This window comes from Shewanella sp. MTB7 (assembly GCF_027571385.1).
GTDB lineage: Bacteria > Pseudomonadota > Gammaproteobacteria > Enterobacterales > Shewanellaceae > Shewanella.
In genome coordinates this window covers 1047139-1066931 of sequence record NZ_CP085636.1, presented here as the reverse complement: position 1 = coordinate 1066931, position 19793 = coordinate 1047139, and the positions used below count along the sequence as shown (strand labels likewise).

Genomic DNA, 19793 nt, shown 5'->3' with positions numbered 1-19793 from the left:
TAACAGAGGCTTATCTATGAAAGTTGCCGCTATTAATGCTAGCCCAAGTGTTGACGATAGAAGGCTAGAACAGCCTCATATAGATCAACACTGGCATCGGCTTTCTACAACTCAGAGATTTGCATTCTATACTCTTGCAAAGCTTGGGTATCAGCTTCTTTTTGTTAGACAATCCAGCCATGAAAAAACCGCTGTAGCGAGGCAAGACGATAGGCTAGTGACTATTGATAGTGAAGGAGACATCAACTTCAACCCTGACTTGGTGCTTAGAGAAAATCGTTAACGTATTTTTGAACGCTGTCTTCTTTACATGTTAAGCAGCTCGAACTTACGTTTGAGGTAAAAGTAAAACAGCGCTTCGTCCGAGAAGCTCGCTGATCATTCTCTCCCCTTCGAATCCAAATGCTTTGTAGGCTTTATCTTTCACTAAATCAATCGCCTTAAATTGAGTCTCACTCTTGCTTAAATCACCGCATAAGCTGAAAAACAACCTAAGTACCATGCAACACTTAGGCTGTTGTAACGCTCTAATCCATGAACCTTCAAGGGTAGTTAAACTGGTAAAGTCCAGCTCATCTTGGAAGAGATGACTAATTTGCGGATCCAAACGCACAAGAAAATTAGCTTTGTGAGGAAAATGATGGCTTATCCCAGTGCGACTTATCCCAGTTGCTTGTGACAAGGTAGTATAAGACATTGAATCATAACCAAGGGTGAGTAACTGCTTAAGCGCCTCATCCATAATTTGATTAATCGTTCGTTCTGTTTCGGCTCTTGAACGTTTAGCCACCAGACCATCTCCCTATTCGATATCATAGTTATGATGCTATCAAACCAAATTAGGGAATTCTTTAGTAACTTGCCCAATAACACGACTAATGAGCAAGAGTTCAGCTAAGGTTCAGCTTTAAACGCTAGAGGTGAAGAAAAGTTCTGTTTCTGCATCCACTCTCTGGCAGCGGGTTCACCCAATAACTTTACGAGTGTCGGTTCTAGCAGCTGTGCTAAAACAGGTTTTCGCCAAAACATATAATCCGGCAATAGCTGCATCACCTGCGTATCGAATGTTCGATGAAACAAGCTAGCAAATTCAGCTAACGTATCTTGTTCCTCTTCAAATAACCGAGGTAACGCATCTTGTATGAAATCACTAAAACTATTGAAGTGAGCTAACTGTTCAGCGTCATACTGTTCAAGCACTTGCGCCATGACTGGCACGGTCCAGTGACTGATATTCTCGGCGCTTTGCATCATATTAAGATTTCGTCGATGATACTGTTGCCAAGCCAGATCCAGCCCCTTGCCCTCTTTAGCTGAACGCCAAGTGAGGTAGCAATCCGCGATCCATTCATGACGATAGGGGGATAGCGTGTCAAACACACCTAACTCCAGTAAGTTTATCGCCTCAAGATGCCCAATTTCATGCCACAGAGTCACGGCTAACTGCTCTGATAAAGTGAATGAATAGAGTGAGCCAGAAAGATCAATTGAAAGTGAGTCAGGGATCTGTTTTCGGGCAAGTAGGATCACTCCTGCTACGTTTTCATCTCGAAGAGGCAGTACCATAGCGCCACGCTGACCTAATAACTGTTTAAGTTCAGCGTCACTATCAGGCAACTGGCCACGAACACTTAGAGAGAGAGTTTGTAGACAGTGATTGAGTAACGACGTTTCACACAGTACCACTTGCTTAGCATCGACCTCAGTCAACAATAAGCTAGTCGTTAGCGCAAACACCGTCCAGATCACTGGTTGGCCATGATGTTTTCAATGATCTTCGTTGTCGAAATACCATCTTCAAAGCCTAACACCATAACGCTGCCTCCCGATGCCATGACCTCTTCACCACCGGCTATCTCTTCAATCTTATAGTCTCCGCCTTTGACAAGCAGATCCGGCAGCAGTCTTGATATTATCCGCTGTGGTGTGTCTTCACTGAAGGGAACCACCCAATCAACCGAGGCGAGTCCAGCTAACACAGCCATGCGGCGATCAACTTGATTAACTGGACGTCCCTCGCCCTTCAAGCGCTTTACCGAAGGATCATCGTTTACAGCAACAATCAAACGATCACCTAAGTCTTTAGCCTGTTTTAGGTAGCTCACATGTCCCGCATGTAAAATATCGAAGCAGCCATTAGTCATCACAACACGCTCGCCTCTAAGCCTTGCCTGTTCTAACGCATACACCAATTGATCTTCGCTCACCGAACCAAAACCTGATTCGCCTTGATTTAGAGAAAGCGCTTTAATCAACTCAATGCGACTTACCGTTGAAGTCCCAAGTTTAGCCACCACAATACCTGCGGCCGTATTTGCAATAGCACACGCTTGAGGAAGTTCACTGCCCGCAGCTAATGCTGTTGCAAGTGCTGAAATCACCGTGTCACCAGCACCGGTCACGTCATACACTTCACGAGCAACCGTTGGAATATGCAGTTCAGGGCCATTAGCAGTGATTAGCGTCATTCCCTTTTCAGAACGAGTAACTAAGATAGCTTCGATCTCAAAATCAGCTAACAAGGCTTGAGCCTTAGTCACTAAATCGGCTTCGGAGCTGACTGCACCAACAACCCCCTCAAACTCACTCATATTTGGCGTTAGCAAAGAGGCTCCTCGGTAACGAGAAAAGTCACTGCCTTTAGGATCCACTAACACTTTTACGCCTTTCGACTTCGCTAGTTTGATAAAGTCTTGAGGATCGGTGATCGCGCCTTTGGCATAATCTGAAAGAATGACCACTCCGACCCCATCTAGTAGGGTTTCAGATTTTTTAAACAGAGCAACACTCTCCTCAACAGCGTAAGCTTCTTCAAAATCCAAACGAATAAGCTGCTGGTTCCTCGACATGACCCTAAGTTTAGTGATGGTGGGTTTACCTTCAACACAGTGCCAATTGGCTTCAACGTCTAAAGCCTGAACCCCTTTCGTTAGGGCTATCGCAGTTTCATCGTTACCAACAATGCCAGCAAGCCATACCTGGCCACCTAAGGTTGCCACATTTAAGGCTACGTTTGCTGCCCCACCAGGTCTGTCTTCGATCTGTTTGATCTGCACAACAGGTACTGGCGCTTCTGGGGAAATACGCCCCGTCGGTCCGGTCCAGTATCGGTCTAGCATCACATCACCGACAACTAAAACCTTAGCTTTTTCAAATGCTGGTAGAGAAACCTTCATAACGCTCATATCTGTTTTCGAAATTAATCATTGATTGTACCTAATTTTGTGATTAATAGGAGCAAAGTTCAGCAGTAATTTTCCGGCTTATTTCCAGCAATTCAGTATGAAATTGCGTTAGAATACCCATTCATGTCCATAATTTTTCGAGTTCACCGTGGTAGAAAAAGCGCAATTTTCAAATCATCTGTTTCACCCAAAATACTGGTTACTCTGGCTTGGTGTCGGCTTAATGCGCTTAACCCAGCTACTTCCCTTAGCCATGCAGATGAAAATAGGGGCGGCAATCGGCCGATTAGCGAAGAAGTTTATCGCCAGTCGCGTTAAAACAGCAAAACGTAATTTAACACTCTGTTTCCCTGATATGCCCCAAGCGGAACAAGATGAGTTGCTGGCAAGAAATTTTGAGGAAACCGGCAAAGCTATCTTCGATACTATCAATGCTTGGTGGTGGTCAGACGAAAAAGTGCAGCGCCATATGACCATAACAGGTCAGGAACATGTGCAGCAGACTCTCGACGACGGCCATGGCGTTATCCTATTCGCCGTACATTGTTTACCCCTAGAGATGGGCGCCAGAATATTTGGACAGTTTCAACCAGGTGTCGGCGTCTATCGCCCCCATAATAATCCGGTCATGGAATACCTGCAGGTAAAGGGACGACTTAGATCTAACAAGGCACTAGTGTCTAAGCGCGACCTGCGTCAGATGGTTCGCTGCCTCCGTAATCCAGATGTGATCTGGTATACCGCCGATCAAGATTTTGGCCGTTCAAGTGCGACTTTTATCCCCTTCTTCGCCATGCCCGACGCTGCCACAATCACAGGCGCCACGACTTTAGCCCGCCTTGGAAAAGCCAAAGTACTGCCATTTAGCGTGGTGCGTAATGCCGATGACAAGGGCTATACCATAGAGATATCGCCGCCGCTAGATAACTTCCCCACTAAAGATGAAATCGAGGACGCCAAACGAGGTAACGGCATTATTGAGCAGATCATCAATAAAAATCGTGCCCAATATATGTGGCTACATAGACGATTTAAGACACGGCCTAATAAGGATGACCCATCAGTTTATTAATACCAATCGGTATAAAGATGTGATCGCTCAGCGAGAGTTTAGCGCTTCTGAGGCAAGGTCATTAATTACTCCTGCATTAATTACATTCACCACATCCATGTGGTTTGCAACGAGTGAGGAACATAGTTGTTCTACGTTTAAGCTCGTTAACGCCGTATCGGATGCGCTAAAACTCGCCTGTAAGGAGTGTTTTTGGCTGCCTACTTCTGCGTTGAATGAACTCACAAGGGAATAACCATTATGTCATTCATTCGCCTTGAATTAGCTTGCCAAAAAAACTCTGAGTAGATCACTTTCTTATACCGATTGGTATAACTGGTAGGTCGTCACAGTTGACTCTCTTCACCACTAAAGTGAGCTTATTAGCACTCTGTTCCTTAAAAAAGTTTACAAGACGGAGAGTGAAACTAAGCTCCAGTATTTTATGATACCGCCCATGATTAGGAATGAATTGTTAAACTATGACTAACGTTAGATAGATTTTAGAATGACAGAATTAATTGTGTTGCGTATTTTTTACATGATCACTTTATTGTTTTATTACTAATTAATTAGCCGTAAACATCATCAACTTACTACAGCTTTAAATAAAATAGAAAGGTATTAACCATAAATCAACTGAACGAAACAAACGAAATAAAGATGAGAATCATTAAGATTACCAATAACGAAGTAAGTTTATATTAATTTCATAGATAATTAACTGAATAGAATTTAGATACGGATTAATAATATTTAATCTAACATTCATGTATTTTAGTGTGACAAATATATTAAAAGTAGAAACGCTGAGACTAATCATCTTCAGCGTTTATTATTAATAATAGTGCTAATTATTTAATTGATGTAGTTTTTACATTCTGCATATCTTTAGCGTGAACTTGTAGATATTTCAATAACGTCTGTTCTTCAGTTGGTGTTAACGAGTAATAAGCCTTCATCGATCTCATTGTATCAATCCACTTATTTGCCGTTAAGAAGCTGGGTGATGTAATGGAATGACATGCATTACAAGTATTGTTATACATTCCTTCAGCATACTGCCATACCATATCGATATTAGGCTGTAAGTACTGTTCGCTAATCCAACCAGTAACTTCAACTTGTTGCCACACCATCCCTGTCTTAGTATCAGTTTGTTCCTTGGTAAGCACCTCAGTTGCTTTACCGGCTTCTTTTAATTTGGCCACATAAATAAACTTACCCATCTCTTGCATAATGACGCCACTTTGAGCCGACTTCTCATGCCAGCCAACAAACTTAACCTGCAACATACCGTTCTTTTTAGCCAATACGGTTACGGCTGATGCGGGTAATAATATGCCCTCATCTAGACTCGTATCATTGGCCTCGCTGTAGATTTTCTTCTCGGTTAATGTGTATAACACATCGACAGGAGGGGCAATTGATGAGTTTGCTTTTAGTTGTTCAAACACCTTATGAAAGTCTTCGTTCATCATAGGTAATTGGTGAGCGATACCTTTGTGGCATTCAATACAATTCATATTCTTTGCTGCAGCACCTGTCATCGCTGTCGCAGCCGCAGGTGATTGCTTAGCGTGATCCATTGCTGTGTATGAGTGACAACTTTTACAAGGCGCTGAATCTGTGTCTTTCATCATTTTCCACACATTTTCAGCCATTTCTTGGCGATGTTGTTCAAATTTTAATGGCGTATCAATATCACCACCAATGAATTCACTGTATATATCTCCCATACCGCCAATTTTTGCTTTTAGAAAATCAATGGGCGTATTTTCAGGAATATGACAGTTTCTACATTCTGCTCTGACGCCTGCGGGATTTTTAAAATGGATAGTATTCTTGTATTCATTGTAATTTTCTTGCATTGAATGACATGAAACACAAAACTCTGTAGTCGAACTATATTCAATTGATTCATGGAATGTGAACACTCCAAGTAAACTAATAAATATTGCAATTAAAGCGATGGTAAAAACTGAATATTTACTGCTAGGGCGACTAAAAAATTGCCAGATTCTTTTCATGTTAGCATTCCAATGAGTTAAACAAATATCAAAGGCATTCGATTAACTACTAATTATTATCGTAATTAAATATTGATATTTGATAGATGATACAGATATATTTGTATCATTGATACAGATACACACAAACATGGCGGTTTGTTAATAGATTGCAGTTACCGCTTGGTTTCAAACGTGAAGTATTTGTTGGGTGAGTTTACTTATGGTTGCGCTAGCGTGTTTTGTAGACGCTAAAGTTAATGCATAAGTAGCTATTAATATTTTTTGATATTTTAGACTAAACGTTTATTTTGGAAAAAACATGGCAATTTCAAGACGTAATTTCTTAAAAGCTTCATTAGCTTCTGCTATTACAGCTCAAGGGTTAACTTTATTCCCAGCTGATAAAGTATTTGCTAGCGATACCCAAGTGATTCATCACGCAACTCACTATGGGCCATTTAAAGCAATTGTTAAAAACGGTACATTGATTGGCGTTCAACCTATTAGTGAAGTTGATGATTTTCCGACTGAAATGCTAACAAAAGGGGTACTGAGCCGAACCTATGACGACACTCGTGTGATGTATCCGATGGTGAGAAAGTCTTTTTATGATGATCCCTTAGGCGATCATAAACCCCATCTGCGAGGTAAAGAGCCATTTGTTCGTGTGGATTGGACTACAGCCATCGCCTTAGCAGCCTACGCTATCGCAAAAACCATACAAGAACATGGTAATGATGCCATTTTTAGCTCTTCATATGGTGGTTGGTCCCATGCTGGCTTAATGCGTCCACAAACATTACAAGGTCGTTTTTTTAATCTTATTGGTGGCCAAAGCAGTTGTAGTGGCGATTACTCTGCAGGGGCATCGGAAGTGATTTTGCCGCATATTATCGGTGATTTAGAAGTTTACTCTCCACAAACAGCATGGGAAGTGATTGAGCAAAACACTGAAGTCTTTATTTTTGTTGGTTGCGATCCATTTAAGACAAATCGAATTGAATTTACCGTTGCCGACCATCAGATGCATCAGCACTGGTTAGCATTTGCTAAAAAAGGCATCAAGTTTATTTCGATTAACCCACAAAAAACCTACTCTGATAAGCAGCTAGGCAGTGAGATGGTCAACATCCGTCCCGGTACTGATACCGCGCTATTCACTGCTATGTCCTATCATCTGTATTCTACCAAGCAACATGATCAAGCTTATATTGATAAATACACCACCGGATTTGATAAATATTTAGCCTATTTAGATGGCAGCGAAGATGGGGTTAAGAAGACGCCAGAGTGGGCTGCTACTATCACAGGGATTGCTGCGCCTGAAATCGTTAAACTCGCAGAGACTATGGTCACTAAGCGAACTCAGATTGCAGCTGGCTGGGCATTGCAACGTGCCGACCACGGTGAAATGATCCATTGGTCTATTATCAACTTTGCTGCGATTGCCGGTAAGATTGGTAAACCAGGGGTCGGTTGTGGCTTTAGCTGGCACTATGGTTGTGGTGGTATGCCACAATCGGGTAAACGTATGCCAATCGGCTTGTCGCAAGGGCGTAACCCAGTAACAAAAACCGTACCTGTGGTGTTAATTTCAGAAATGTTAAATAACCCCGGCAAAGCATTTAGCCGCGATGGCACACCTAAAACATTCCCTGATACCAAGTTAATTTATAACTCAGGTAATAACTTGATGTCCCATCAGCAAAATACCAATGAGTTAATTAAAGCATTAGAAAAAGTCGACACCATTATTTGCCAAGATCCTTGGTGGTGTGCCTCTTCTCGTTATGCTGATATCGTTTTCCCATCGACTTCGACCTTAGAGCGAAACGACATGAGTTCGGGAGGCACCTACAGTAATAACAAGATTTATGCGATGAAACAGGTGATTGAGCCCGTCGGTGAGAGTTTAGACGACTATGAGATCTTCTCTCGCTTAGCGTTTCTATTCGATGTCTATGACGAGTACACCGGTGGCAAGACCATGATGGAACATTTACGTAGTTCATATGAGAACTCCGACGGCAGCGATGACTTCGACACCTTCTGGAAAAATGGCATTAGCTTCTTAAATACCCCAAAAGCTGCCGATGCTTATGTTCGACACGCTGAGTTTTATCTTAATCCAAAGAAACACCCATTGCACACTCCATCAGGTAAAATTGAATTATATAGCGCTACCGTAGCCTCATTCGATATTGTTGATTGTCCACCAATACCTAAGTGGCTTCCTCCATTTGAGTGGCTAGGAGATGCAAAAGAGGGCCAAGTTCAAGTATTGAGCCCACATCCATGGATGCGGCTTCATTCTCAAATGGCCAATGCTGATATCAACTCCCATGAATCAGTAGATGGTCGTCAGATAGTGATGATAAACGTGGATGATGCGAAAAAGCGTGGCGTTAAAGACGGCGACGTTATTGAGGTATATAACGAACGTGGGACAACCTTATGTGGCGCTAAGATTTCTGCCGATTGCATGCCTGGCGTGATCTATATTCATGAAGGTGCTTGGTTGCAATTAGATGATAAAGGCCGCTGTAACTCAGGTTCAATCAATATGCTTACATCAAGCAAACCCTGTAGCGGCCTGAGTCAGGCAACCAGTGCCAATACTTGTTTAGCCTATTTTAAGAAATGTACTAACGTACAATCTGCAAATAAAGCCTATGAGCCACCAGCAACGATTGTTGCAAAGAATCCAATCGATATTTGGAGCTTACAACTCGGTAAACGTTTAAAGGCGGTTGGCGGTAGTAAAAAGGTAACTCAATCTAAAGGTGAGGAGCTGTTCTACGGCAGTTGTAGTTTATGCCACGCCTCGCCACACCCAGCCGATTACACCAGTGTTCAATGGAAAGGGATCACTAAAAGTATGTTCCCCCGTGCAGGTTTAAACGCGGCAGATCAAGCGTTAGTATTAGAATATCTAGATAAACACGCTAAGAAGTAAACGTCCATAGCTAATCAAATATGCCATGGACATTTGGCATTTAGGTGACTCATATCTGAACTGACAGTTTTCCGTTTTTCTAATGAAGCTGTCAGTTTAGATTTGAGCTAAATAAACTCTCACTGAGAGACAATGATCGTAAAAATAATCCATCACTTCTAAAATCTGATTGACCTGTCTATCGCTTCATAGTTTAAAGTGCTCATATTCAAAATAATAGAGTGGAGTAAAAACGTGTATCGAATTTCTGAACTCGCCGTCGCTGTGGGCTTATCCCGCACTGCTCTACTCTACTATGAGAAACAACAACTTATAAATGGTCGTAGACTGAGTAATGGATATAGGATCTACAATGATAATGATCTACAGCGAATTCGTTTAATTCAGAAACTGCAGGCGGGAGGTTTAACCCTCAAAGAGTGTAAAGCCTGTTTAGAAGCAAAAGTCGATCGCAAGCTTCTGGAAAACCGCCTACAGATTCTGGATGAGGAGATAGCTCAAAAACAGCAATCTCGACAGCTTCTTGCCGCGATGCTTGGCGAGGGGAAGCTAAAAACATGGCATGAGAGCGTAGACAAGTTAGCGCCAGATGCACACTTAGATTGGTTAATGAAGCAAGGTTTCAGTGAAAAAGAGGCCCTGCGATTAAAATGGTTATCAAAAGATATGAATGAACACGCTCAATATATGACTGATTTTATGAAAGTTTTCGAAGCTCTTGAGCGATGGGCGCCAGGCAGTGAAAGTGAAACTCTCAAAGCAATTTCACTGTTACCAGAGCAACCAAAAATGATCCTTGAAATTGGCTGCGGCAAAGGATTAGCCACCAAGCTATTGGCACAAAACACACCAGCATCTATTACAACCGTTGACAATGAGCAGTCCGCATTGACAAGCGTCAACGATCGATTTGAAAAAGATGGCTTGGCATCTCGACTAACTACAGTGTGTGCCAGCATGACTGAGCTGCCTTTTGAGCATGGGAGTTTCGATCTTATATGGGCTGAAGGCAGCGCTTACATTATGGGAGTGTCACAAGCATTAGCACAGTGGAAACCTCTACTTGATGAGAACGGCGTTTTGATGTTAAGTGATCTAGTTTGGTTATCGGATACACCAGACGACACAGCTGTCGAGTTTTGGAAGTGTGAATATCCCGACATTCAAACCGTAGCGACTCGTATCAAACAGATGGAAGTGGCTGGTTATGAAGTGCTACACCACTTTACGCTCAGCCACCAAGCGTGGCAGAACTACTATGAACCATTGATATCACGCACCGAAGCGTTAAAGAGTGAAATGCTAGGCTCTCAAGCGCTGCAAGATATCAGTAGAGAGAGCGACATCTATCGCAACTACCTTGGCCAGTTCGGCTACCAGATGTTTATCTTAAGAAAATGTGATTAATTTTTGCCTTCGAATGAAGGCAAGTTACATTTTTTGATTTGGCTTTGGGCTGAGTTGGTATTGGGTGAGTTGTTGAATCTTGTATCTTCATTGCTGCTTATCGCCTCCAGCTAGGTATGTGTACTATTTCTTAGAGAAGGTTCTACGAGACGGTGAGTGAAGCGTAGCTTCAAGTTGACGAACGAGAAGCAGGATGCTGAACTGGCTTTTAGGTAGGGATACCGTTGCAAGCACATCTGATCTCCAAGGATAGAGGAAATGCAGAGAAATGTCTGGAACATTTTCTGCCATGTGGCTCTACCAAAACCAATAACCTCCCTGTTAAAGTGCCAGTTCGACATCCCTGTCTCTCGTTCGAAGAGTATCACTTCGCGATACCTCACCTTGTTTTGGAAGCTCCCAGCCGCACCTACACCCGATTATCTGTTTCTTCGATTTAAGTTTGATTAAATTCGCTAAGAAGAAAATGCCCCAAGGCCTGTTTGCCTTCAAGTGAAGACTGATTAAATTTCTAAGCTCATGGTTGATTTGTTGTTGGAATGCTCACATGAAGGCTGTCCCTCATTGTGATCAATTGCCTGCCGCAGGCTTATGCGCAGATACTTCAGCGAGTCGCCGCAAGCACAACCCCTGTGGGCTCTGCCAAAACCAATAACTTCCCTGTTAAAGTGCCAGTTTGACATCCCAGTCTCTCGTTCGAAGAGTATCACTTCGCGATACCTCACCATGTTTCGGAAGCTCGCTGCCGCATCTACACCCTATTATCTATCTCTTCGATTTGAGTTTTAATATGGTCGCTAAGAAGAAAATGCCCCTTTATCATTTAGAGTAGATAACCTTCACTAAACCAGCATGTTCAGATTGACTAACTTTTTCTAATGTAAAACACTGACGTAATTTAGGTTGAAATCATTCATTAGGTGCGAAGTTTGTATGAAAAGAAAAGAACAATTAAAAGATCTTGCTGCTTTTTGCGGTACTACGTCTAAATGCCCTTACTGTGATTTTGAGCTGGAGAAAATACCTAAACGTAAAGTAAAGTGTAAATCTTGTAAGAAATCCATTTATCCTAGAAAAGAGCCATTATCTGGCGAGCAACGCCTGTATTGTGAGGGTGATTTATTTCTCTTAGAAGAGCTAAAAGCGCTAGCAGATGGTTGTTGGAATGACTGGTATGAGGGTAATAAAGGTGTATTGAATGCACGTAAAGATTTAGCGAAAGAATGGAATGTAGATGAAGTCAATGTATCAATTGCGGATGCAAGATGGAGAGAGTCGCATACTGTTTTAGCCGAGGCCACCGAAAAACAAGATTGGGATCGCATCTATTCAGCCTATGAGTCTATGTTAAGGCAAGTGCAGTGCGAAAAAAGCCAAAATAAAACTCCGTTAGCTGAGTTAGTTGCTGGGTTTATGGTCACTGGTTACGGACGAAACTGGAAGGTAGGCGGTTATACAATGGATCACAGGATAAGTAGACCCCAATTTATGCTCATAGATCAACTGACAACAGAGCCAGATAGTGTTTACGATTTAATTAAGGATACTCGCACAGCCAAAAGTTATTGTCATTTGCTCGATGTATCGTTAGATACAATTATTAAGCGATATATGGCTGAATTAAATGAAGAAGCTACACTCGTGAGGCAGGTTGAGAATGATAGAAATAAAGACGCTGTTATCGAAGTAAGTTTGAAACCAATAGAAAGCGCTGTTAACGCAGCTCCACCTAAACCCCAAAAAGCTAAATCATCACAAGTTTGGATATTCCTAGTCGGACTTATTGTGTTAGTTACACTAGCTTTAAGCGCTAAATCGTAAACAATAGTCTCGCTTATGAGATATAGGGTAAAAAGTTAATGGACAAATGGTTAAGGATTAGTCGCCTGCAATTTGAAGCATTTTCTGAGGTTGAGCATTATGACTTGCAGCAGAAATATGTGTTGTGGCTAGCAACTCGTGTGACAGAGCTATGTTCAGATGCTTATGAGCTTTGTACAAGGGGTAGAGTTGCTTCAGTACCAATAATAATGCGAAGTGCTTTAGAGTCATATATAGACTTAATGTGTACAAAGCTTAGCTCTTCTCACGTTGAAGAAATGAACAAATCATTTGAAATTTACAAAGCGAAAATGGCAGGTGAAACAGTTAAGAATGATAGCCTGAAAATCTGGCAAAAATTCAAATTGGCGGGTGAGGAGGATTTATATTCGGGATTTTATGCTGACCTCTGCCGCAGTGCACATGGAAATCTTGAAACTTTAATAAGAGACCATACAGTAGGAAATGCGATCTCATTGGGGCATAGACCAGACTTACCCATAGTATCTTTGTATAGAAACCAAATAATAGGAATCGCAACAACTGCTTTAGTTGAAGCACTTGAACTCGTAAAATTCGAGGGTACTCAACTTAGGCAGTTAAAAGTCATTCAAGAGCAATCAGGTGCAGGTGAATTTGCATAACAAGGCATCCGTCGACTTATCTGCAATACCTAATCTAATGTGAATCTATAATTGTTGAGCAATCGCCCTAACGCACTTTTGTCCAGAAATGAATAATAACGACAAAGCCTAATTCGAAGAGATAAACACTCAGGTGTAGATGCGGCAGTGAGCTTCGATGACATGGATGTCATCGTAGAGACTACAGGGATTGTACTTGCGTCGCCTCACTGAAGTATCTGCACATCGGCCTGCTGCAAGCAATTAACTGGATTAAAGTAATGGCTTGCTGTCAGCTAACTAAATACCAATCTCGCCCAATGAAACCAACCACAAAGATATTTGAAATTTGCTATCAGGCAAGTCAGCAAGCTTTTGTCCAGAAATGAATAATAACGACAAAGCCTAATTCGAAGAGATAAACACTCAGGTGTAGATGCGGCAGTGAGCTTCGATGACATGGATGTCATCGTAGAGACTACAGGGATTGTACTTGCGTCGTCTCGCTGAAGTATCTGCACATCAGCCTGCTGCAAGCAATTAACTGGATTGAGGTAATGGGTTGCAGTCAGCTAACTAAATACCAATCTCGCCCAATGAACCAACCACAAAGATATTTGAAACTTGCTATCAGGCAAGTCCTATAACGAGTTGCTGTAGTGTTTGCACATAAGGGGCGTTCATTCATATCCGTGTGATCGCGACATTCGTATATCCATATACAGCACGGCCGCAGGCTATAGATAACAGTGAAGCTATGGCTCCCAATAAGCTAACCAAACACCAAAACCGCTCAATGAAACCAACCTAAAAAGATACTTAAAACTTGTTATCTGACAAGTACTAACCGCCTGTTTTTAACAGGCTTATAATCCCTGCTACGCTAGAGAAATTAAACCGTTCCATCATGGCTGTGGCACCTTTAATAAAGGTCGATTTATGCTGACGCACCACATGATAAACTTGAAAGCAGAGGTGAATATCACTCTCTGTGAGGCCATTGTTTTTATGGGCTATCACCGCTAAATAGCAGCGCAGCATAAAGCAATCCAGTACCAGTAATCTAAACGCTGATTGGGGTGCTTCACCTAAGGTAAGCGGAAAATATTCATGATAAATATAGTAGAGGATATAGCGTTTAAAGAGATCACCATGCTCCTCTAGTGCGGGAGAGGCTATGGTGTTCCATGCATGGTTTATCTTATCAATATCAACGGTTCTGTCGTCATTGAGCAAGGTACTGATAGCATCGTTAATGGTCTTAAACCTGACCCCATCACGCCTTGGGTGCTCGTCGATAAACATGCCATGAATGGTGGCAAATGCTTGAACTTGATGTTCACCAACGTAAGCCAAGCTTTGGTATTGCTGCTGCAATACCCCCTTGTCAGCTAAGAGGGTTAGTTGCGCTAAACGGGTATCTAACTGATCCGCTTCGACCTCATTGGCCCACACTTTATCGGCAGTATTAATTAACAAGCCGATCGCAAGCAGAGCTTGTTGCCAGTTAAGGTGTTCATTTAACAACAGATCGATGCTGTTATCGTAGGTTTTACTGGCCCAAAGAGGGCTGGTATTAAGCAAGTCCTTTAAACCACTCTCTTTACGTTCAAACATAAAGGCATCAGGGCTAAACAGGATGAGCCTCGCCGCCTCTGGACAAGATAAATAGAGAGATTGATACTTGTCTCCCTCTTTAATTAAACTGGTTCTAGGGTAGGTTTTACAGGTTTCACTGAGAGTGTCTTCACCGGCTAAGGAGTGGATTTTACACAGTCGGTTACCATCGAGGAAAGGACATGCACCCTCTGAATCGGCACGAATTATCGCCCATTGATCGTCACTTTTCTTAATCTTTTTCATGGCTGTTTTAGCCAAGGTTTTTAAGTCTCTATGGGCGATTGTCTTTTTATAGCTTTGCTTATCGATATAGATATTCCAACCGATACAGCAGCTATCTTCGCAATCTGGGCCTATACAGCTGAAGTCACTGACATATTTAGGGATAACAATTCCGTTAGCCATTATTTTTCCAACACATGAGATATACACCTAAGATAACAAGGTCAGCGGGTTAGTCAATTGGATATAAGAGATAAAGTGAGCGAGTTACTCCTGCTACTTCAACAATTTACCTCATCGCCCTCCGATTTACTTTTTGCTCGCACCAGCAGAGACAGATGATAATGACTCTCCCCCTTATACTGTCACCTCAGAAGGTAAACGTATCCCCACCTTAGTCGCCACACCCTGTTCTAGCTCACAGATGATCCAGTGCAAAGATTGCCATTCAAACTGATCACCTAGCACATGTTCACCCGCCAAGTACTCATTGAGTAACTCCCCTACCGACATAGCGGCAGTTTTCTCATCCAACGTTAAGCCGTACATAGGCGCAAGGGCAGACAGTTCAATATCGACAGCCAAAAAGAAATCACCAAAGAAACGCGGTAACACCTTTGTCATAGGCGGTTCACTAAATAACTGTCCTAATCCATCGAGATCCTTTTCATGACCTAACACGCAAAGTATATCGCCAGTGTTCAGGATAGTGCTGCCCGAGGGGTGTAACATCTCACTGTCACGATACAGAGCTGCAATATGGGTCCCCTGTGGCATATTCAGTTTTTTTAACGGCTCACCAACACACCACTTGTTTTCACTAAGATGGTAAACAAACAGCTCCCACTCACTCTTAGGATAGATCTCGACACCCGCTCTCGAGATAGGACTAGGCACCGGAGGCAGATCCACTTTTGCTAGCCGTGATGCCCTTCCCAAAGAACAGCCTTGCACTAATAATGAAACCAGTACAACGAAGAAAGCGACATTGAAATAGAGCTGAGCATTTGGTAAACCCGCCATCATGGGGAATACTGCCAAAATGATCGGCACAGCTCCCCGTAAGCCTACCCATGAGATAAACCAGCGTTCTTTGGCGCTAAAACTCTTGAAAGGAAGCAGACTTACCCAGACAGAAATTGGTCTGGCGATTAAAATCATACCAAAGGCCAGCGCCAACGCAGGCATCGCTACATCGGTTAACTCAGAAGGAGTTAAAAGCAGGCCCAGAACCAGGAACATGCCTATCTGACTTAACCAAGTCATGCCATCGAACACATTTAATATGGCATGACGCCCACGTGTGGCCTTGTTCCCCAGCAGTAGGCCGACCAGATAAACAGACAGTATGCCACTGCCTCCTAGGTAGTTTGAGGTAGCAAACACAATTAAGCCACCACTGAGTGCCAGAATTGGATACAAGCCATCGGCTAATTGAGTGCGATTTATCAACTGCCATAATAACCAGCCTCCCCCAACGCCCATCATCGCGCCTATGCCAAATTGCTTGAGAAAGCTAATGGCCATAAAACTCATTGATAAGCCATCACCAACACTGGCAAGTATGGCAATGAGGGTCACTGTTAAGAAGACCGCCATCGGATCATTACTGCCCGACTCAATCTCAAGTGTGGCACCTACACGCTCGTTTAATCGCTTACCTTTGAGTAAGGAGAAAACCGCAGCGGCGTCGGTCGAACCAACGATCGCCCCAATCAAGAGACCTTGAAGCAAGTTGAGGTCGAACAGCCAAGCAGCCATTAAACCTGTGAGTCCTGTTGTTATCGCCACACCAAAAGTGGCAAGGGAAAGTGCTGGCCATAGGGCTACACGGAAACTGGATACTCGAGTGCGCATACCGCCATCGAGTAAGATGATCGCCAGCGCTAAATTACTGACTAAATAAGCGACAGAGTAGTCATTGAAATGAATGCCACCGGGGCCATCTTCTCCGGCAAGAATCCCCACACCGAGAAAGACTAATAGAATAGGAATACCAACACGAGATGAAACCGCACTTAACAGCACACTGATAGCGACTAAGAACGCCCCAATAAGAAAGAAATTGTTAATGGTTTCTGCATTCATGATGAACTCCCTAAACTTGATACAATGTTAACGCTAACAGAATACGCTCAATTCCATAAAGCTGTGGTCATTATACATTAACAAGCTCTCTCTCAGGGGATGATAAGATTAAATTTTATCAATCTAACCCCAATTATGATTAAATCGGTTCAATAGATCAACTTTAGTAATTTAACTTCAATAAAATCAATCTAAAGCACAGTATAAATAAACATAATAACGAAAAATAAAATAATGAAAATCCAGACTAATCTCAATAATACTCTAGATATAATGCAGTTTTATTACCAAGCATACATTTGTCTACAATCCAGTCACTTTGATGCCAAACCGATTAGTGTCATATATACATTTAGTGTCATATATACAAACTTAATTAGTGTCTATATGACAATTAAATTTATACCTGAAATATATAACTCATTAAAATCAGTATAATAAAAAATGGCACGCAACATGCTTTTACTCAATATCATCTAGACGATATAACTCTGCCAAGAGGTAATATGAGTAAACAAAAACTGACCGCATTCGCACTTATTACAGTGCTGATTGCATCCTTCACAGTACTGCTAAGTATTGCCAGCGAGATCTACCGAGAAAAACCTCCCATCCAGAGTGCCTTTACCTCAACCAATGGCGAGGTCCTCTTTAGCCAAAATGACGTCGAGCAGGGTCAATTAATCTGGCGCTCTATGGGCGGACATCAATTAGGACCAATTTGGGGCCATGGTGCCTACGTTGCACCTGACTGGACCGCTGACTGGCTACACAAAGAAGCACAAGTCTGGTTGGATATCACTGCGAATAATAGATACCAGCAAAACTTCTCAGCACTAACCACTGAAAGAAAGGCAGGACTTGAGCAACTCCTTAGGGAGGATATGCGCCATAACAGTGTCGTTGAAACCGCAGGTGGTAACAGCTTTATCAGCCTGTCTGACACCCGCATTGCAGCGATCAAACAAGTATCGCAGCATTACCTCTCTTTGTTTAGTAGCGATACTAAACCGTCACATTTACGAGAGCAGTATATGATGAAAGAGGGAACCACGGCCTCTTTAGTCGTTCTCACATAGCAAACCTGTTCATATTAAAATACTTGTCAAAACTCACGACAATGATATGTCAGTAAATATTGTCAAAATGACATACTATCAAACTCTATTCCATCGAATATGCAAGTGAGCAGACAATGAAAAACCAAGGAGCTAAGATGGCACTAAGCCAAACAGAATTAACTCGCATAGCCTTGGATATCACCTCTGGTTTACCTAATCGAGATCGCTTCTCTCGCTTACTCGATATTATCAGACAGAACCTAAACTGTGATGCAGCGGCCCTACTCGTCTTTCAAGGACACCAATTTACTCCTCTGGCCATCGATGGGCTCAATGAAGATGTGCTAGGCAGACGCTTCTTAATCGAAGCACACCCAAGATTAGAAGCCATAGCCAGAGCCGGAGATATTGTCCGATTCCCCTCAGACAGTGAGTTACCCGATCCCTATGATGGTTTGATCCCCAATCAAGGGGATGAGCTAAAAGTTCACGCCTGTATCGGCCTGCCACTGTTTGCTAATCAGCGACTGATTGGCGCCGTTACCATAGATGGATTCGATCCCAGTCAATTTGATCGATTTACCAATAGCGAATTGCGCAGCTTAAGCGCCATCGCAGCCGTCTCGCTTAATAACGCCCTAATGATAGACAAGCTAGAAAAGCTGGCTCTAGAATCTCAGAACTCGGACTCAGTGATGGATGTGAGTATGGCCGATGATGTGGAGATGATAGGTCAATCGCCCAATATGTTGGCACTCAATCACGAGATAAATGTTGTCGCCTCTACGGATCTTAATGTACTTATATTAGGCGAAACTGGAACGGGAAAAGAGCTGGTGGCTAAGGCGGTGCACTTAGGTTCTGATCGAAAAAAGTCCCCACTCATCTACCTTAACTGCGCCGCTTTGCCTGAGTCTATCGCAGAAAGCGAGCTCTTCGGTCATGTCAAAGGCGCATTTACTGGGGCTATTAGTCACCGAAGTGGCAAATTTGAATTGGCAGATAAAGGCACTCTGTTTCTCGATGAAATTGGTGAGCTACCTCTGACCTTACAGGCTAAACTGCTACGGGTACTCCAGTATGGCGATCTGCAAAAAATTGGAGATGATCGCAGCCGTAAAGTCGATGTTAGGATCATAGCCGCAACCAATAAAGATCTTAAACAAGAAATTTTAGCCGGACACTTTCGTGCCGATCTTTATCACAGACTCAGTGTTTTCCCCTTAATGGTACCGCCGCTACGTGACCGTGATGAAGATATCTCCCTATTGAGCGGTTATTTTGTCGAACGCTGTCGACAAAAGTTAGGCATAAAAAGTTTAAGTTTGACCCCTTCAAGTCTACATCTACTCAAGCATTATCAGTGGCCGGGAAATATACGCGAACTGGAACATGCACTTCACCGTGCAGCCGTATTAGCCAAGGCGCAAGCCAGTAATGGTCTTCCTCGAATACACCCCCAACATTTTGATATTCAGGGATCACAAGCCACACCGCAACTCTTGTACCAAACTCAGAGCACGAATAGCAGCTTTGCATTACCCACTAGCCAAACCACCAGCCTTAAAATCGCCACCGATGAATTTCAGGCGCAATTTATTCAACATGCTTTAGATATGCATAAGGGACAATGGGCCGCGACGGCGCGAGCTCTAAAGCTGGATCCAGGCAATCTACATCGACTAGCGAAAAGATTAGCGATAAAAAAATAGATTCAAGAGGATGCAATACAACCAATTACAATAAA

Annotated in this window: 13 protein-coding genes and 1 pseudogene; 8 read left to right on the top strand and 6 right to left on the bottom strand. The window is 42.7% G+C overall.

The features are described from left to right. The first annotated feature begins 16 nt into the window (after positions 1–16). Positions 17–283, top strand: a complete 267-nt coding sequence (locus tag HWQ47_RS04315) for a hypothetical protein (protein ID WP_269969956.1) — start codon at positions 17–19, stop codon at positions 281–283. 45 nt (positions 284–328) lie between these two features. On the opposite strand, the gene HWQ47_RS04310 is transcribed toward HWQ47_RS04315, so the two are convergent. The 3 genes from HWQ47_RS04310 to hldE all read right to left on the bottom strand — a co-directional run bounded on the left by HWQ47_RS04310 (position 329) and on the right by hldE (position 3176). Further along, entirely contained in the window at positions 329–790 is a 462-nt protein-coding gene (locus HWQ47_RS04310) for a TetR family transcriptional regulator (RefSeq protein ID WP_269969955.1), read from the bottom strand. A gap of 104 nt (positions 791–894) precedes the next feature. Next, positions 895–1749 (bottom strand): hypothetical protein, encoded by an 855-nt coding sequence (locus HWQ47_RS04305; RefSeq protein WP_269969954.1) that lies wholly within the window; start codon positions 1747–1749, stop codon positions 895–897. Further along, complete coding sequence (gene hldE, locus HWQ47_RS04300; RefSeq protein WP_269969953.1) at positions 1746–3176, bottom strand: bifunctional D-glycero-beta-D-manno-heptose-7-phosphate kinase/D-glycero-beta-D-manno-heptose 1-phosphate adenylyltransferase HldE; 1431 nt, start codon at positions 3174–3176, stop codon at positions 1746–1748. The genes HWQ47_RS04305 and hldE overlap by 4 nt, the downstream gene beginning before the upstream one ends. Positions 3177–3333: 157 nt before the next feature. Here hldE and HWQ47_RS04295 point away from each other — a divergent pair, with 157 nt between their 5' ends. Further along, on the top strand, positions 3334–4257 hold the full coding sequence (locus HWQ47_RS04295; RefSeq protein ID WP_269969952.1) for an LpxL/LpxP family Kdo(2)-lipid IV(A) lauroyl/palmitoleoyl acyltransferase: 924 nt from the start codon (positions 3334–3336) through the stop codon (positions 4255–4257). An 833-nt stretch (positions 4258–5090) separates the two neighbouring features. Here the strand turns inward: HWQ47_RS04295 and HWQ47_RS04290 are convergent. After that, positions 5091–6266 (bottom strand): NapC/NirT family cytochrome c, encoded by a 1176-nt coding sequence (locus tag HWQ47_RS04290; RefSeq protein ID WP_269969951.1) that lies wholly within the window; start codon positions 6264–6266, stop codon positions 5091–5093. A 301-nt stretch (positions 6267–6567) separates the two neighbouring features. On the opposite strand from HWQ47_RS04290, the gene HWQ47_RS04285 reads away from it, so the two are divergent. From HWQ47_RS04285 to HWQ47_RS04270, 4 genes are all read left to right on the top strand, one after another. Next, the gene (locus HWQ47_RS04285) at positions 6568–9204 is read left to right on the top strand and encodes a molybdopterin-dependent oxidoreductase (protein WP_269969950.1); all 2637 of its coding nucleotides are present in this window, start codon (positions 6568–6570) and stop codon (positions 9202–9204) included. 234 nt (positions 9205–9438) lie between these two features. Beyond that, entirely contained in the window at positions 9439–10611 is a 1173-nt protein-coding gene (locus HWQ47_RS04280; protein ID WP_269969949.1) for a MerR family transcriptional regulator, read from the top strand. Positions 10612–11544: 933 nt separating this feature from the next. Beyond that, entirely contained in the window at positions 11545–12432 is an 888-nt protein-coding gene (locus HWQ47_RS04275) for a hypothetical protein (RefSeq protein ID WP_269969948.1), read from the top strand. 38 nt (positions 12433–12470) lie between these two features. Further along, entirely contained in the window at positions 12471–13076 is a 606-nt protein-coding gene (locus tag HWQ47_RS04270; protein WP_269969947.1) for a DUF5677 domain-containing protein, read from the top strand. Between the two features lie 822 nt (positions 13077–13898). On the opposite strand, the gene fliB is transcribed toward HWQ47_RS04270, so the two are convergent. Beyond that, positions 13899–15080 (bottom strand): flagellin lysine-N-methylase, encoded by a 1182-nt coding sequence (fliB, locus tag HWQ47_RS04265; RefSeq protein ID WP_269969946.1) that lies wholly within the window; start codon positions 15078–15080, stop codon positions 13899–13901. 174 nt (positions 15081–15254) lie between these two features. Then, on the bottom strand, positions 15255–16985 hold the full coding sequence (locus HWQ47_RS04260) for a potassium/proton antiporter (protein WP_269969945.1): 1731 nt from the start codon (positions 16983–16985) through the stop codon (positions 15255–15257). A gap of 506 nt (positions 16986–17491) precedes the next feature. On the opposite strand from HWQ47_RS04260, the pseudogene HWQ47_RS04255 reads away from it, so the two are divergent. Both HWQ47_RS04255 and norR read left to right on the top strand, forming a co-directional pair. Next, a pseudogene (locus HWQ47_RS04255) lies at positions 17492–18049 on the top strand (nitric-oxide reductase large subunit); the annotation flags it as partial. A 152-nt stretch (positions 18050–18201) separates the two neighbouring features. Continuing rightward, positions 18202–19758 (top strand): nitric oxide reductase transcriptional regulator NorR, encoded by a 1557-nt coding sequence (gene norR, locus HWQ47_RS04250; RefSeq protein WP_269971661.1) that lies wholly within the window; start codon positions 18202–18204, stop codon positions 19756–19758. Positions 19759–19793: the final 35 nt, after the last annotated feature.

Coding starts and splice junctions, on each gene's coding strand:
- HWQ47_RS04315 (WP_269969956.1), top strand. CDS start 17: ATGAAAGTTGCCGCTATTAATGCTAGCCCAAGTGTTGACGATAGAAGG.
- hldE (WP_269969953.1), bottom strand. CDS start 3,176: ATGAAGGTTTCTCTACCAGCATTTGAAAAAGCTAAGGTTTTAGTTGTC.
- HWQ47_RS04290 (WP_269969951.1), bottom strand. CDS start 6,266: ATGAAAAGAATCTGGCAATTTTTTAGTCGCCCTAGCAGTAAATATTCA.
- HWQ47_RS04285 (WP_269969950.1), top strand. CDS start 6,568: ATGGCAATTTCAAGACGTAATTTCTTAAAAGCTTCATTAGCTTCTGCT.
- HWQ47_RS04275 (WP_269969948.1), top strand. CDS start 11,545: ATGAAAAGAAAAGAACAATTAAAAGATCTTGCTGCTTTTTGCGGTACT.
- HWQ47_RS04270 (WP_269969947.1), top strand. CDS start 12,471: ATGGACAAATGGTTAAGGATTAGTCGCCTGCAATTTGAAGCATTTTCT.
- fliB (WP_269969946.1), bottom strand. CDS start 15,080: ATGGCTAACGGAATTGTTATCCCTAAATATGTCAGTGACTTCAGCTGT.
- HWQ47_RS04260 (WP_269969945.1), bottom strand. CDS start 16,985: ATGAATGCAGAAACCATTAACAATTTCTTTCTTATTGGGGCGTTCTTA.
- norR (WP_269971661.1), top strand. CDS start 18,202: ATGGCACTAAGCCAAACAGAATTAACTCGCATAGCCTTGGATATCACC.